The following is a 14,867-nucleotide window of genomic DNA, read 5'->3' as shown; positions in this document are numbered from 1 at the left end:
CTACAGGTGTGCGTTTCAGATGTAGGTGGAGGCCAATCCGCCATCGACTGCCAGGTTCACGCCGTTGATCCAGCGCGACTCGTCGGCACACAGGAAAGCGATCACCGCCGCCACCTCATCGGCATAACCGGGGCGTTTCATGCGATGGGCATCGGCCTGGGTTCGTGCTTCACCGAGCATGCTCACGAAGTCGCCGAGGATGGGCGTGAAGACCGGGCCCGGCGCCACGCTGTTCATGCGCACTGAATGTTCAAGAAACCAGGGCTGGGCCTGCAGGTAATTCCAGACGATCAAGGCTTCCTTGAAATACTGGTAGCAGGTCGTGTCCGGTACAGGGTGCTCGGCCAGCCAGGCTTGCGCGGCGGCGAAACCTTCGATGCGTGCGAGCGCCTTGTGCTGCTCCAGGCGTAATGGCCACTCGGCGCCGAGGATCGAGGCGATATTGACGATGCTGCCGCCAGCGGTGATGCGCGGCAGCAATGCCTGACTCAGGTGACGCAACCCCAGGTAGTTGACCTGCGCCAGCAATTGCGGGTTCGCAGTGCCCGGTACCCCGGCGATATTGCACAGGCTGTCGATCCGTGCCGGTAACTGCGGCAGGAGCCGGTCGATGTTCTCGGCACTGCTCAGATCGCCCTGAACAAAACCATCCAGGGTCATGTGCGGGGCCTTCAGATCGACGCCAATCACGTGGGCGCCGTGGGCGCGCAGCAGGCTTGCAGTAGCGGCGCCGATACCCGAGGAGACCCCGGTCACCAGCACAATCTTGTTGTCGAGTTTCATGTTGAGTCCTCTTATTATTTTTGTGTACTCGCCCGACCTCGTCGGTCTGGTCCTGTCCGTCAGAACGGGTAGCGTGGCGCCTTATCCTTGACCGTCACCCATTGCCATTGGGTGTATTCGTCCCAGTCGGCCGGGCCGCCAACGCTACCGCCATTTCCCGAGCTGCCGCGCCCACCGAACGGGTTGATGCACTCGTCGGCCACCGTCTGATCGTTGATGTGCAGCAGACCGCAATTGAGTTGCTCACCAATCGCCATCGCGTGCCCGACCGAAGGCGAAATGATCCCCGCGGACAAGCCATACTCGGTGCGGTTGGCCAGGTCGATGGCCTCATCGTCGCTGGCAAAACTCACCACCGTGGCGACCGGGCCGAAGACTTCCTCGTCGAATGCGCGCATGCCCGGGCGCACGCCGGAAAGCACGGTGGGTTGGTAGAACAGCTGTTCAAACTCGCCGCCGGCTTCCAGTGTTGCGCCGGCAGTCACACTCTCCGTGACGATTTCATGCACGCGTTGCAACTGTCGTTTGTTGATCAAAGGCCCCAATACCGCCTCGCCACGAGCGGCATTGCCGACCGTGATTGCCCGGGCTTTCTCTGCCAGCCGGCGGACCAGTTCCTCAGCGATCGATTCATGGGCCAGGATGCGTCCGGTGGCCATGCAGATTTGCCCCTGATGCAGCCAGGCTCCCCAGGCGGCATTGCTCGCCGCCAACTCAAGATCGGCATCTTCGAGCACGATCAACGAGTTCTTGCCGCCCAACTCCAGGGCGACTTTTTTCAGATGACGGCCAGCCACCTCCGCGACCTTGCGTCCGGCTGCAGTCGAACCGGTGAACGCGATCATCCGAACATGCGGGTCGCGGCACAGGGCCTCACCGGCCACGGCTGCGCCCGGCAAAACCTGCAGCAACCCTTTTGGCAAACCGGCCGCCTCGAACAACCGGGCAATGATGAAACCGCCACTGACCGGGGTCTGCGGATCGGGCTTGAGCACCACCGCATTACCGGCCGCCAGCGCCGGTGCCACCGAACGCAGGGAGAGCACCAGGGGAAAGTTGAACGGCGAGATCACCCCGACCACGCCATGGGGCAACCGCCGTGCATAGGACAAACGCCCCGCTTCACTTGGGAGAACCACACCATGGGGTTGCGACAGCAGACCGGCGGCCTGATGCAGCAAGACGATCGCCTCGCGAACCTCATGTTCACCCTTGAACAGGCTGCCGCCGCTTTCCCGGGCGATGTACAGCGCCAGTTCGGCAAAATGTTGCTGGGCCAGGTCTGCGGCTTTGCGAAAGATCTCTGCGCGTTCCCGTGGCCCCAATGCCGCCCAGGCCGGTTGAACACGGGCGGCAGTCAGGGTGGCAAACGCGATGTCCGCCGCATCGGCTAAACCGGTGACGGTCAGTACCTCGCCGGTGGCCGGCTCGATGACTCTGTTCACGCCGCCCAATGGACGTATCCAGTCGCCATTGAAGATGCGTTCGCACCACAGCTCGTCCCGCAGAAAATCAGATGGTTCACTTACCGACATTTCGGTCTCCCGGCTCTTGTGTTTGTAATTGCCTGACGCGCCTCGCGAGAACGATGCAGCGTCGTGAAAGCACTAGAGCAAGGGCTGTGCCGACTTCCTCCATTGCCACGCGTTTTAAGTGGCGACGGCTCTGGTCTGAAGGTTTGAGGGGAGCACTGATGAATAGGGCAAGCCGTTTGGCGCCCGGTCGACACCCGGCCACTTGTCCAAATGATAAAGTTATGTTTAATAACTGTTTTGCTAATTGATCATTTCGATCAGTGGACTCGCTCAGGGGCATATAACAATGAATAATCCCCATTCGCTGCTTCCTCATCTCGCGGTGCAGGAGGAACATTTCTCCCCCCGAGGAGACAGCACTCAACTGACCGAGGGCAACTCACCGACCTTGGCCGAGTTGACCGAATGCCTGTTCTTTTCCCCTGTCGACGGGCGCATCTGGCTCAACGACCAGCGCATGCTGCTATTGCACAGTTCATCCTTCGGCGCGCTGCGGCGGGAGATTATCGAGCGCCAGGGACTGGAACAGACCCGCGGTCTGTTTACCCGCACCGGCTATCTGTCTGGCGCACGTGATGCGCGATTGATCCGCGAGCGCTGGCCAGACGCCGATGCCGCGGCGGTTTTCTCGGCCGGCACGCGCCTGCACACACTCGAAGGCATGACCAAGGTTGAACCCCTGCACTTCAAATTCGACGCCGACTCAGGCTTTTACGAGGGTGAATTCCTCTGGCACCACTCCTGCGAGGCCGACGAGCATATCGCCGCCTACGGGATCGGCCAGGATCCGGTGTGTTGGACCGAACTGGGCTATGCCATCGGTTATGTCAGCGGACTGTTCGGCCGCCTGGTGATCTTCCGTGAGACCGAGTGCCGGGGCATGGGCCATGAGAGCTGCCGGGTGATCGGCAAGACTGCCGAGCAATGGGGCGATGTCGAACAGGATCTGAGTTATCTCACCGCCACGCCTTCCAGCGTCGCCCCCAAGCAGCGTCCAGCCCCGGCGCCCGCGCCCCAGGACGACGACAGCGAAATGCCCGGCGGGCCAAAACCCATTGGGGCCAGCGCCGCCTTCAACGCCGCGACCCTCGCCTTGCAGCGGGTTGCGCCAACGCCAGCCACGGTGCTGTTCAGCGGCGAGTCCGGAGTCGGCAAGGAATTGTTCGCCCGTCAGTTGCACCAGTTCAGCCCACGCCATCAAGCGCCGTTCGTGGCCCTCAACTGCGCCGCGATCCCGGACAATCTGATTGAGGCCGAACTGTTCGGGGTCGAACGCGGAGCCTATACCGGCGCGACTCATTCGCGCCCTGGACGCTTCGAACGGGCTCACGGGGGCACCCTGTTTCTCGATGAAATCGCCAGCCTCAGCCTGCCCGGGCAGGGCAAGCTGCTGCGTGCATTGCAAGAGCGTGAGATCGAACGCATCGGTGGCAGCCAGCCGATCAAGGTCGATGTCCGGGTGGTGGCAGCAACCAATGTCGACCTGCGCAAAGCCGTGGCGGCCGGAGACTTTCGCGAGGACCTGTTCTACCGCCTGAACGTTTACCCCATCACGTTGCCGCCACTGCGCGAACGTCGTGACGACATCCCGTTGCTGGTCAATGCGTTCCTGCGGCGCTACTGCCAGGCCTACGCGCGCAAGCCGGCCGGGCTGACCATGCGCGCGCTCAAGGTGTTGTTGCGCTATGACTTCCCCGGCAATGTGCGGGAACTGCAAAACCTGGTGGAGCGTGGTCTGATCGCCAGCGAAGACGGTCAAGCCATCGATCTGGTTCACCTGTTTCGTAACGAACCGATGCCGCAGGAGGCGTACTCTCTGGACGGCAATGGCAGCCTCGCAGCCACTGACCCAAGCCCCGCCAGCACGCAACCTCGTCCAGCCTTGCTGGAAACTCTGGCTCGTCTGGAACACGGCTTCTCCATTGAAGGTCTGGAGTCGCGTTTGATCGACGAAGCGCTGCAAAAGAGTGAAGGCAACCTGGCCGCCGCCGCGCGACTGCTGGGATTAAGTCGTGCGCAGTTTGCCTACCGATTGAAGAAGTACCGACAGGCATCAGCCTGATGCAGGCCGAGCTGTGGATGAAACGAAATTAACTTGCCAATATAGTTATTAACATTAACTATATTGAAAGTTAACTTGTTTGCCTCATAACACGCGCCCGGAGTCCACATGCCCTACAACAACATCGACGGCCTCATCGAACAACTCAGCCAACTGCCCCCCCTCGGCTCGCTGACTATCGATCAACAACGTCAACAGGCCGAACGACTCTTCGGCAGCGCTTCCTGTGCCGAGGGCGTGACCTTTGAGGCCGCCAATCTGGCCAGCGTCAGCGGGCTTTGGGCCATTCCCACACATGCCCGGCCCGACTTCGTGTTGTTGTATCTGCATGGCGGAGGCTATTCGTTCGGCAGTGCCCAGGCCTATCGCCCGCTCACCAGCCAATTGGCTGCCCGCAGCCGGATTCGTACCCTGTGCATCGATTACCGCCTGGCCCCGGAACACCCTTTCCCGGCCGCCGTAGAGGACGCTCTGGATGTCTACCGTGCACTCCTCGAAAACGGTGTGAACGCCGAGCATCTGGTGCTGGCCGGCGACAGTGCCGGCGGCGGTCTGTGCATGGCTCTGATGCTGGCTGCCAAGGCCGCTGGTTTGCCGCTGCCCGCGGCTGCGGTGGTGATGTCGCCTTGGGTGGACATGGCTCAGACCGGAGAGTCGTGGAATTTGCAGAAGGCTCGAGATCCATTGCTCGGCCCGCTTGCTGGCAAGACCCTTATGGCCGACACCTATCTGCAGGGCGCCGAGCCACTGAATCCGCTGGCCTCCCCCCTATACGGCGACCTTCAGGGTCTACCGCCAGTGCTGATCCAGGTGGGCAGCCGGGAATGCCTGCTGGATGATTCAACCCGGCTCGCCAGCCGCCTGGCCAGCGCCGAAGTGGCGGTACACCTGGACGTCTGGCCGGGAATGATTCATGTCTTCCAGACCATGAGCGATCAACTCGAAGAAGCCCGCCGGGCACTGGACCAGATCAGCGCCTTCCTCCTTCGGCACCTGGGGGAAGATGTGACCTGACCTCAAGTTTGCGTAGAATGCGGGGCGGACCGTATCCAATAATAAACAACGGCCGGTAGACTCATCCCCCCTTGTGATCCACTGGTGACTTGTGGCGCCCTTCTACGTTCAATGCCTGAACTATCAACCATGAGCGCAAGCTCATGGGTATTAAATGCCTACGCAAAAGCACTTTGCAGATTTTTTCTGTCGGGATCGCTGCTGATTGCCTACAACGCGTGTGGCGCCCCCTTGCCGCTCGAACTGTATATCCCTGACGCTCCGCCACTGACGTTTGTCGATGACGCCAAGGGTCACGGAATGGTCGGAGAAGCCGTCCTGACAGCCATTGCCAACGCTGGTTATGTCGCTCATGTCCATGGGCTTCCCTGGGCCCGATCGCAAAAACACGTCAGCGAGAAGCAGGATCTTCTGATAGCCCCATTGTCTCGCACGCCTGAACGCGAAGATCACTTCACCTGGATCGCGTCGATCATGCCCATGGAGCGCGCGTTTTTCAGCCTCGACCGGCCGGTGAGCAGCGTCGCGCAAGCGAAAAAAACCTACCGGGTAATCGGCGTCGGCCTCGGTAGTGCACAGGAGGAAATCCTGCGTGCACAAGGCTTCAGCGACGAGCAGATCTACCCCCTGACCATTGGCGACAACCCCGCGCAGATGCTCTTGAAAGGTCGCATTGATGCCTGGTTCAACGGTGTTCCCGAGAGTCGATACATCTGGTCGAAGATGTCTGAACGCAAACTGTTCATGAGCCCGGTCATGAGCAGCGCGGAGCTCTATCTGGCTTGCTCCAGGCTTTGCTCCGCTCAACTGGTGCAAGACCTGCGTGAGGCGGTAGAAAAGCTTCGCGATGACGGCACCTTGGCGCGTATACAACAGAGCTATTTGTCGCAGTAACGGAACCGCCAGCGCCGCTCAGTCTGCGTATTGCCGGGGCGGCTAAACCCATTCAAGACAGACATACCTCCTGCGCTGGCTCCTGCAACCCCATGAACCGCCGCACTCGATGAGCCTCAGGCTCCTCGCGGATCGCCTGTGGTGAGGCATCCAGCTGTATGTGGCCGTTGTCCATGAAGATCACCCGGTCGGAAATCGACAGGGCAAAGTCCATCTCATGGGTGACGATTAGCAGCGTCATGCCTTCCCGGGCCAGATTGCTGATGACCGTAAGCACCTCGCCAACCAGCTCCGGATCCAGCGCCGAGGTGGGTTCGTCGAACAACAAGATGTCCGGGTCCATGGCCATGGCCCGGGCAATAGCCACGCGCTGTTGCTGGCCCCCGGACAGTTGATGCGGATATTTGTGGACGTGCGCCAACAAGCCGACCTTGTCGAGCAACTGGCAGGCGAGTTGTTCGCTCAGTGCGCGGCCGATGCCATGATAACGGGGAGCGAGGCTGATGTTGTCCAGCAGTGTCCGGTGCGGGAACAGGTTGAAGTTCTGGAACACCATGCCGATGCGCCGTACGCCCTGACGAACCCGACGGCCATCCGGTTTGTCCCCGGCATTGATGAAGCTTTCCCCGAACAACAGGATTTCGCCTTGATCGATGTGCTCCAGGCCATTGATCGTACGAATCAGTGAGGTCTTGCCGGAGCCCGACGGGCCGATAATAGAAATCACCTGGCCACTTTGTACCTTCAGGTCGATGCCCTTGAGCACATGATGTTCGCCGTAGCGTTTGTGCACGCCCTGCAGTTGCAGGGCCGGGGCGGCGCCTTTGGCCGGGGGGTTGAACGTGCTCGTTGCGACAGGCGCCAGACTGTCACGCAGTACTTTTGTAGAGGCGCTATCGAGGGTTTGCGGTGTCCGCATGTTGAGGTCCAGGTAGCGTTCCAGGCGTTGCAGGGCGAAGCCGAACACAGTGACGATCAGCACGTAATACACACCCACGGCCGCCAGGGTTTCCATCACCAGGAAGTTCTGGGCATACAGGCGCTGACCCACAGTCAGCAGCTCGGTCAGTGAAATCACCGAGATCAACGAGGTCAGTTTGACCACTGTGATGTATTCGTTGATCAAGGTCGGCAGTGAGATACGAAACGCCTGGGGAATCACAATCAACCGTTGCAGGCCGAACAGGCCGATACCCAGAGCACGGCCGGCTTCCTTCTGCCCCTTGGCGACCGAGATCAGTCCGCCACGATGAATTTCGGCCATGTAGGCGGCCTCAGTGACCACCAGCGCCAACAGGCCGGAATAGAACGGTACTGACAGGATCGGCCCGGCACCGGGTAGTAACTGCGGCAGGTTGTAGATGAAGACCACCAGCACCAGCAGCGGAATGCTGCGAAAGAACCAGATGTAGAGTGACGCCGGCATGCGCAGCCAGGGCAAGCTGGACAACTTGGCTGATGCCAGAACGAAGCCCAGCACCATCCCCAGGAACCAGGCCAGGGCACTCAGTTCGATGACGGTCAGGCTCGCCGCCCAGAAGTCAGTCTTGGAGAACAGCGAAATAAAGTAAGACCAGTCGAATTGCATAGACACCTCGTACGAGCCGCGCCCTCGACCGAGGGCGCGGTTTCAGCCATTACTCGGAGACCGGTTCCAGATCATATTTTTTGAGAATGGCGGTGTACTCACCGCTGGCTTTACTGTCGGCCAGGGCTTTGACTAGCGCCTGATAGGTAGCGTCGGCGTCTTTCTTCACGTAGATGCCCAAGGTCTGCGGATAAACCAGCTTCTGCGAACTGACCACGACCCGCCCGTTGGTGCGCTGGGCGATCATGTGCGCGGCACCGGCGATTTCCACCTGCGCCTGAATGTTTTTCGAGAGCAGCGCCTGCGTCACTTCGGGAGCCGAGGGGTATTCGTTGACGGTGATGGCGCCTTTGTTGTTCGGCACGCAGTAGTCGCTGGACAACTGGTTGAACTTGGCCACCCAGGTGGTGCCCTGCTCCAGACCGATCTTCAGGCCGCACAAGTCCTCGGGAACCTGCGGGGTCAACTCACTGCCCTTGGGCACCATGATCGCGGCGCCAGTGTTGGCATAGGCGATGGTGCGGGCCTGGAGCTGGCGTTCGGGAGTGATGTACATGCCGGAAATGATCGCGTCGTAATGCCCGGCGTTGAGGCCGTTGATCAGATTGGGAAACTTGGTATCGACGAAGTTGGCCTTGACGCTCATCGCCTTGGCCAGGGAATGAGCCAACTCAGGGTCGGAGCCGACCACATTCTTGTCAGCGTCGTAGGACTCGAACGGCGGGTAGGTGATTTCCATACCGACCTTCAACACACCGGGGGTCGCGGTGCTGGCGAAGGCGGTACTGGCGCAGAACAGGCCAGCGGCGAGCAGACTCAGTCGGGTCAGGGTGTAGGGGGTTTTCATCATGGGAAGCTCCGTTGGTTGTTTTTTTAGGAATGAGTGGTGGTGTTTTTCAGGCGGCCGAAGCTCGATGGCTTTCGAGCCCGGGACGGCAGCTCAAGCTCGCCGTTTTCCACGCGTTTGCGCAGGTACTGGTAGGTCTGCAGCGCTTGGCTCCACATGTGCTCGCCAATCGCCAGTGCCTCGTAATCCCCGGCATCCTTGGCGAAAGCCGGCAGCGGTTTGATCAGCGTGTGATAGTCGCAGGCGTAGAACAGCGGGAAGCTGTAGCGCTCCTGAGCGACCTTGCGCACCCGGTGGGCGGTGGCGACAAAGGCACCTGCGGTCATGACTTCCAGCATGTCGCCGATGTTCACCACGAACGCCCCGGGCATTGGCGGTGCATCGATCCATTGATCCTGATCGTTAAGCACCTCCAACCCCGGCTGGTCGGCGTGCAGGATGGTGAAGCACTCGTAATCGGTATGCGCGCCAATACCCGGGGCATCCACGGCTTTGGTGTCGAAGGGGTAATGGATCAGTCGCAGCTTGGAGGGCGGGCGAGTCACCAGCGCATCGAAATAGCCCTCCTTCAGCCCCAGGGCCAACGCGAAGCCATCAAACAGCCGGCGGCCAAGGGCAAACACCGCCTGATAGTAGTTTTGTACCGCGCCCTGGAAGCCCGGCACGTCGGGCCAGTGGTTCGGCCCCAGCAGCGGCGTACGGTTGAGGAACAGGGGGTCATCCACTGACACTTCGAAGCCGATATCGAAGGCCTCTTTATGGTCCGGTTTGCCCTTGGAATACACCTCCTCACCTTCGGGCACGAACCCCTTATGGCTTTGCGAGGTGCCGATGTAGTGGCGCATCTTGGCTTCCAGCGGCTGTGCAAAATAATTGCTGGCCGCCTGGCGCAGCCTCTCGATCAGCGCCGGATCGATGCCATGCCCGGTGATGTACAGAAAGCCCACATCGCTGGCGGCGCGCCCCAGTTGCTCGGCCACTGCAAGGCGGTGCTCCAGTTCAATACTGAAGAGTCCCGCGATGTTCACCACCGGGATGCTGCTGAAGTTGGCCTGGGTTGATGAGGTATTACTCATGGCGGGTTCCTTCACGGGTGAAACGGTCGAAGTGTTCGCGCTCGGTCCGGGCCATCCACTGGTTCAAGGTCCAAAGGTCAGCCACCGGCATATTGGTGAAGGGCAAGTGATGCAGATAACCGTCGGCACCGAACTCCGGCGTCAGGGTGCTGACCGAATACCCGCGCTGAAGCTGAGAGGCCCAGACGGCCTCCCAGTGGCGCTGATGAAACGCCAGTTCACCGGCATATTCCGGGGCGGCGGGATGGGGGACTTGCGGGCCCTGGTCATAGCCGACCCGGGCCTGAAGGTGATGCACACGCTCGACGAAGGTCGAAAGATCGTCGGCCGGGTCGTCCAGCAATCGCTCACAGCACACCACCCAATGACTGATGTCACTGGTGAAACGCAGTCCCGGCAGTTGGCGGATCAGTTCCAGGGTTACCCAAGGGCTGTATAGGGAACGGGCGCGGTGAGTCTCGAAACTGCAGAACACCCCATGCCTGGCGGCCAGTTCCATGGCCTGGCCGAAGAACTCGACCTGCAATGCTTGCGGCCAGCGGTCGTTGCCGGCCAGCAGATTGACGAAACGTGGGGTCAGCTCCGTGGCCCAGCCCAGCTTGCGATCAATGTCGGCCAAGTGTTGGGCGGGTGTGGCGTTCTGGTCGGGCAATACATCGTAAGCACTGAACAGCGTGCAGATATAGGGAACCCGATTGCTGCGCAGGAAAGCACCGAACTCACCACGCTCATTGGCCTGCAGCGGCAGGCGTGCTTCGATGCCATCGAAGCCGGCGGCGAGCAATTCATCCAGGGCCTGTGCCTTGCTGGCGGTATAGCCCCACAACGTGCGGAAAATCTCTAGCTTCATGCATTCCTCCCGGCTGCGTCGGGCCACTAGCGGATTGGGCTGGTGGCGTTACTGGGCAGTCGAAAGGGTTGCTGCGGGCTGCTGCTCTGATGGCGTCAGTCCCGTGGGGAGGATCCTAAGATCATGTCGGCAAATGATTGAATAGGCTGCAGCAAATAGTTAGTTCAGAAATTCATGAACTAACGCTGGCGGGTTTCCTCGTGGGAACAGTGATCCGCAACACCTCGTCCCTTCACCGTAGATTCGCTACTATGTTTGCCCCCGCTTTCCTTGTCTGCGGTTTTCTTCATTCTGGAGCCCGAATGCCTAGTCAAAAGGACATCGCCGCCGAAAGCGGCGCACCGATGATCCCTGAACAGCGCCGTGAATTGATGCTGCGCCAGTTGCGCAAGCATCAGGTGCTGAGCGTTCATCAATTGATGGAAATGTTCGACTGTTCGCACATGACCATTCGCCGCGATATCGCGCTGCTGGAACAGGAAGGCCGTGCTTACTCGGTCACCGGCGGCGTGCGAATCGCCAGCCAGCTCCATAGCGAGCCCAGCCATCAGTTCAAAGCGGTGGTCGAGTTGCCGCAGAAGCAGGCGATGGCCAAGCTCGCCGCACGGTTACTGCATGCCGATATGACGATTTATCTGGATGCGGGGACGAGTACGCTGGAGATCGTCCCGTATATCAAGGCGCTGTCGGGCATGACCGTGGTGACCAACGATTTCGGGATTGTCCAGGCGCTGATCGATGCGCCCCATGTCACGGTGATTCACACCGGCGGGCAACTGGATCACTCCAATCAATCGTGCGTGGGCGGTCTGGCGGTGGCCACGTTGCGCCAAATCGTCACCGATATCGCGTTCATCTCCACCAGTTCCTGGGATTTGCGTCGCGGCCTCACCACGCCTTCGGCGCTGAAGGTGGAGGTTAAGCAGGTCGCGATGCAATCGGCCTCGCAAGTGGTGCTGGTGGCCAGCAGTTCGAAGTACGGCACGTTCAGCATGTACAGGATCGCCGGGCTCGAGCAGTTCGACATCATCCTCAGCGACGACGCGCTGACCCCTGCCGCGGCCGATAGCATCCGCAAGCAGGGTGTGGAACTGCTGTTGCCCGGCGATAACAACGTGTAAGGCGTTAGCGCGCCTTCCAGTCACGCAGCCATTGCAAACCGGCCGATGTGTTACCACGCGGCCGGTATTCGCACCCTACCCAGCCGTCATAACCCAACTGGTCGATCAGCTCGAACAGGTAGGGATAGTTGACTTCGCCCAGGTCCGGTTCATGTCGATCCGGCACGCCGGCGATCTGGATATGGCCGATGCCGTCGAAATCCCGACGCAGTTTAGTGGCCAGGTCCCCTTCGACGATCTGGCAGTGGTAGCAGTCGAACTGAACCTTCAGGTTAGTGGCGCCTACTTCCTTGCAGATGGCCTGGGCCTGATCCTGGCGGTTGAGGAAAAAGCCCGGCATGTCCCGCGTATTGATCGGTTCCAGCAGCACCGTGATGCCAGCCTTGGCGGCCTGCGCGGTGGCGTAAGCCAGGTTCTCCAGGTACACGCCGTGATGCCGTGGGCGATCTGTTTCCGACGGCAGCAAGCCAGCCATCACATGGATGCGTGAGTTGCCCAGCACCGCGGCGTACTCCAGCGCGCGATCGAAACCGCTACGAAATTCACTCTCCCGCCCGGGCAACGACACCGTGCCCCGCTCGCCCGTCGTCCAATCGCCGGGCGGTGCGTTGAACAGGGCCTGAACCAGGCCGTTATCGTTCAAACGCTGTTTGAGTTCCTGGGCGCTGTAGTCGTAGGGAAACAGGTATTCCACGGCTTCGAAACCATCGGCGGCAGCGGCGGCGAAGCGGTCCAGAAACTCATGTTCCGGATAGAGCATGCTGAGGTTTGCAGCAAAACGAGGCATGGTAGCTCCTTGGTTAGAAGGTTAGACAAACGGCCAGATCAACAAGGTAATACCGAAACCCAACGTGCCGAGCAAGGTGGTCAACACGGTCCAGGTGCGCAAGCCGTCGGCCACGTTCAGCCCGGACAATTTGGTGAAGATCCAGTAACCGGCATCATTGATGTGGGACATGGCCAACCCGCCACCGCCCATGGCCAGGCACAACAGTGCCATGTGGTTTGCCGTGAGATCGAGGGTAGCGATCAGTGGGCTGATAATGCCGGCGGTGGTCACCAGCGCCACCGTGGTCGAACCCTGAACCGCACGCAACAGCATGGTCAGCAGAAAGCCCAGCGCGAGTACCGGCAGACCGGTGGTGCGCAGCATATCGGAGACCACCGCGCCGATTCCGGTATCGACCAACACCTTGCCGAACACACCACCGGCGCCGGCAATCAAAATCACCATGGCCACGCCAGGCAAGGCCGAGCCGATCACGTCAGACACCTGAGTACGACTCCAGCCCCGACGCGAACCCAGCAACCAGGCACACAGCAAAGTATCGATCAGCAGCGCCACCAGCGGCGCGCCGAGCACGGTCATGATGCCGCGCAGAACCGAGTCGGCAGGCAGCAACGAGGTGGACAGCGTTCCCAGCAGAATCAGAATGATCGGCAACACAATCAGGCTGACGATCAGGCCAAAACCCGGTGGCGGTGCCGACGGCAGTTTGGAGACGATGCTGCTGGTGGCTTCTTCCAGGCCCATGTGAGACGCGGCCACGGCCGCTCGTTCAGGACTCTTGTCGTTGCCATTGGACCAGGCAGCCAGATCCTCGTTGGTGACATGCGGGCCATAGACCTCGGCACGGATATCGTCGGTCATCGGGTACACACGACGGGTCATGCGCCCGGCCACGCGGTAGCCGACATAGCAGAGGAACGCAGTGATCGGCAGACCGAACATCAACACGCGACCGAGGTCGGCACCTAATTGGCTGGCAGCGGCCACCGCCCCCGGATGTGGTGGCAGGAAGGCGTGGACGGTCAACAATGCAGCGCACATCGGCAGCGCGAACACCAACAGCGGCTTACGCGCACTGCGAGCGACGCCATAGGCCAGCGGCATCAGGATGATCACGCCGACCTCGAAGAACACCGGCACCCCGACCATGAACCCGGCAATCGTCAGCGCCAAAGGCGTGCGGCGATTGCCGAATCGGGTAATCAACGTTTTGGCCAGCGCCTCGGCACCGCCGGAAAGTTCGATGATCCGCCCGATCATCGCGCCCAGGGCAATGATGATCGCGATATGACCCAGGGTCTTGCCCATGCCGCCTTCGATGGTGGCGACCAGATCAGCCGGTTTCACCCCGGCCACCAGCGCCACCAGAATGCTCACCAGCATCAAGGCCACGAAGGGCTGAAACTTATACTTGAGCACCAGAAACAACAACAGAGCGATCCCTAGCCCCGCGGTAACCATCAGGATTAGCGGGCTCATTTCAGAAGCCCTCCACATCGGGTAAACGAAAGGGTTGTACTGAAAATGTCGCAGTGAAGGTGAGTCATGCCTGGATGTCCTCTTGTTATTGTATTTTTCAGGCAAGCCGGGGGCGTGGGGAGTCGCTGTGCGTCTCCCGATCAGGGCCTGCCTTATCGATCTGTCGTGTTAAAAAAACAGGGCTCTACCAGTGCGCGCCGAAAGTCACTCGCAGCTCGTCCAGTGCTGCCTGATCGAGCGGTTCGGGCTTGGGATTGCTCATCAGCCACAGCCGCGCAGTTTCCTCGAGTTCTTCCAGGGCGTAGCTGGCCCTGGACACTGAACTTTCCCAAACCACCGGCCCCAGCCGTTCGAGCATCACGCCGCGAACGCGGTTGGCCCATTGCGCGACCTGTTCGGCCACCTTCGGCGAGCCGGGGCGCTGGTAACCAATCAACGGGACAGGCCCGACTTTCATCACCTGATACGGCGTCAGCGGTGGCAGGATGTTGTCCGGCTGCCAGACACCGGCCAGCGTCAACGCCACCAGATGGGTGGAATGGGTATGCACCACGCCACCGACGCTCGGGTTACGGTCGTAGACTTGGCGATGCAGCGCCAATGTCTTTGAGGGCTTGTCACCGGACACCCATTCGCCGGCCAGATTGACCTTGGCGATGGTCGCCGGGTCGAGGCGGCCGAGGCAGACATCGGTCGGTGTGATCAACCAGCCGTCATCCAGACGCGCGCTGATATTGCCAGCGCTGCCAACGGTGTAACCGCGCTCATAAAGGCTGCGGCCGACCTGGCAGATTTCTTCGCGCAGGGCGTTTTCATTACTCACTGCAC

Annotated in this window: 13 protein-coding genes and 1 pseudogene; 4 read left to right on the top strand and 10 right to left on the bottom strand. The window is 60.6% G+C overall.

The features are described 5' to 3' along the window. Positions 1-15: 15 nt before the first annotated feature. Positions 16-783: a coniferyl-alcohol dehydrogenase gene (locus AB7M26_RS20065; protein ID WP_123494816.1), complete on the bottom strand. Its 768-nt coding sequence runs from the start codon at positions 781-783 to the stop codon at positions 16-18. Positions 784-842: 59 nt separating this feature from the next. Further along, on the bottom strand, positions 843-2,318 hold the full coding sequence (locus tag AB7M26_RS20060) for a benzaldehyde dehydrogenase (RefSeq protein WP_123494817.1): 1,476 nt from the start codon (positions 2,316-2,318) through the stop codon (positions 843-845). 286 nt (positions 2,319-2,604) lie between these two features. Here AB7M26_RS20060 and AB7M26_RS20055 point away from each other — a divergent pair, with 286 nt between their 5' ends. From AB7M26_RS20055 to AB7M26_RS20045, 3 genes are all read left to right on the top strand, one after another. Then, complete coding sequence (locus AB7M26_RS20055; protein WP_123494819.1) at positions 2,605-4,380, top strand: sigma-54-dependent Fis family transcriptional regulator; 1,776 nt, start codon at positions 2,605-2,607, stop codon at positions 4,378-4,380. A 108-nt stretch (positions 4,381-4,488) separates the two neighbouring features. Beyond that, positions 4,489-5,394, top strand: a complete 906-nt coding sequence (locus AB7M26_RS20050) for an alpha/beta hydrolase (protein ID WP_123494820.1) — start codon at positions 4,489-4,491, stop codon at positions 5,392-5,394. 129 nt (positions 5,395-5,523) lie between these two features. Next, positions 5,524-6,288 carry a substrate-binding periplasmic protein gene (locus AB7M26_RS20045; RefSeq protein WP_123494821.1) on the top strand — a complete coding sequence of 255 codons (765 nt, stop codon included), beginning with the start codon at positions 5,524-5,526 and terminating at the stop codon, positions 6,286-6,288. A 52-nt stretch (positions 6,289-6,340) separates the two neighbouring features. On the opposite strand, the gene AB7M26_RS20040 is transcribed toward AB7M26_RS20045, so the two are convergent. The 5 genes and pseudogenes from AB7M26_RS20040 to AB7M26_RS20020 all read right to left on the bottom strand — a co-directional run bounded on the left by AB7M26_RS20040 (position 6,341) and on the right by AB7M26_RS20020 (position 10,649). Then, on the bottom strand, positions 6,341-7,207 hold the full coding sequence (locus tag AB7M26_RS20040; protein WP_429378175.1) for an amino acid ABC transporter ATP-binding protein: 867 nt from the start codon (positions 7,205-7,207) through the stop codon (positions 6,341-6,343). Positions 7,208-7,273: 66 nt separating this feature from the next. After that, positions 7,274-7,771, bottom strand: a pseudogene (locus tag AB7M26_RS20035) (amino acid ABC transporter permease); the annotation flags it as partial. Positions 7,772-7,925: 154 nt separating this feature from the next. Further along, entirely contained in the window at positions 7,926-8,723 is a 798-nt protein-coding gene (locus tag AB7M26_RS20030) for a transporter substrate-binding domain-containing protein (RefSeq protein ID WP_123495393.1), read from the bottom strand. Positions 8,724-8,749: 26 nt separating this feature from the next. Next, a complete protein-coding gene (locus AB7M26_RS20025) occupies positions 8,750-9,799 on the bottom strand; it encodes an isopenicillin N synthase family dioxygenase (RefSeq protein ID WP_123494823.1) in 1,050 nt (349 codons plus the stop codon). Continuing rightward, positions 9,792-10,649, bottom strand: a complete 858-nt coding sequence (locus AB7M26_RS20020) for a sugar phosphate isomerase/epimerase family protein (protein ID WP_123494824.1) — start codon at positions 10,647-10,649, stop codon at positions 9,792-9,794. Before AB7M26_RS20020 ends, AB7M26_RS20025 begins: the two co-directional genes overlap by 8 nt. Positions 10,650-10,951: 302 nt before the next feature. Here AB7M26_RS20020 and AB7M26_RS20015 point away from each other — a divergent pair, with 302 nt between their 5' ends. Then, positions 10,952-11,770 (top strand): DeoR/GlpR family DNA-binding transcription regulator, encoded by an 819-nt coding sequence (locus tag AB7M26_RS20015; protein ID WP_063343788.1) that lies wholly within the window; start codon positions 10,952-10,954, stop codon positions 11,768-11,770. Positions 11,771-11,774: 4 nt separating this feature from the next. Here the strand turns inward: AB7M26_RS20015 and otnI are convergent, their stop codons facing one another. The 3 genes from otnI to otnC form a co-directional block, all read right to left on the bottom strand. Next, a complete protein-coding gene (otnI, locus tag AB7M26_RS20010; protein WP_429376325.1) occupies positions 11,775-12,557 on the bottom strand; it encodes a 2-oxo-tetronate isomerase in 783 nt (260 codons plus the stop codon). Between the two features lie 21 nt (positions 12,558-12,578). Then, positions 12,579-14,039: a GntT/GntP/DsdX family permease gene (locus AB7M26_RS20005; RefSeq protein ID WP_192344561.1), complete on the bottom strand. Its 1,461-nt coding sequence runs from the start codon at positions 14,037-14,039 to the stop codon at positions 12,579-12,581. Between the two features lie 184 nt (positions 14,040-14,223). Beyond that, positions 14,224-14,862 carry a 3-oxo-tetronate 4-phosphate decarboxylase gene (gene otnC, locus AB7M26_RS20000; protein ID WP_185022088.1) on the bottom strand — a complete coding sequence of 213 codons (639 nt, stop codon included), beginning with the start codon at positions 14,860-14,862 and terminating at the stop codon, positions 14,224-14,226. Positions 14,863-14,867 lie beyond the last annotated feature (5 nt).

Source organism: Pseudomonas sp. F-14 TE3482, from assembly GCF_053629455.1.
This window is presented reverse-complemented; position numbering and strand designations above follow the sequence as displayed.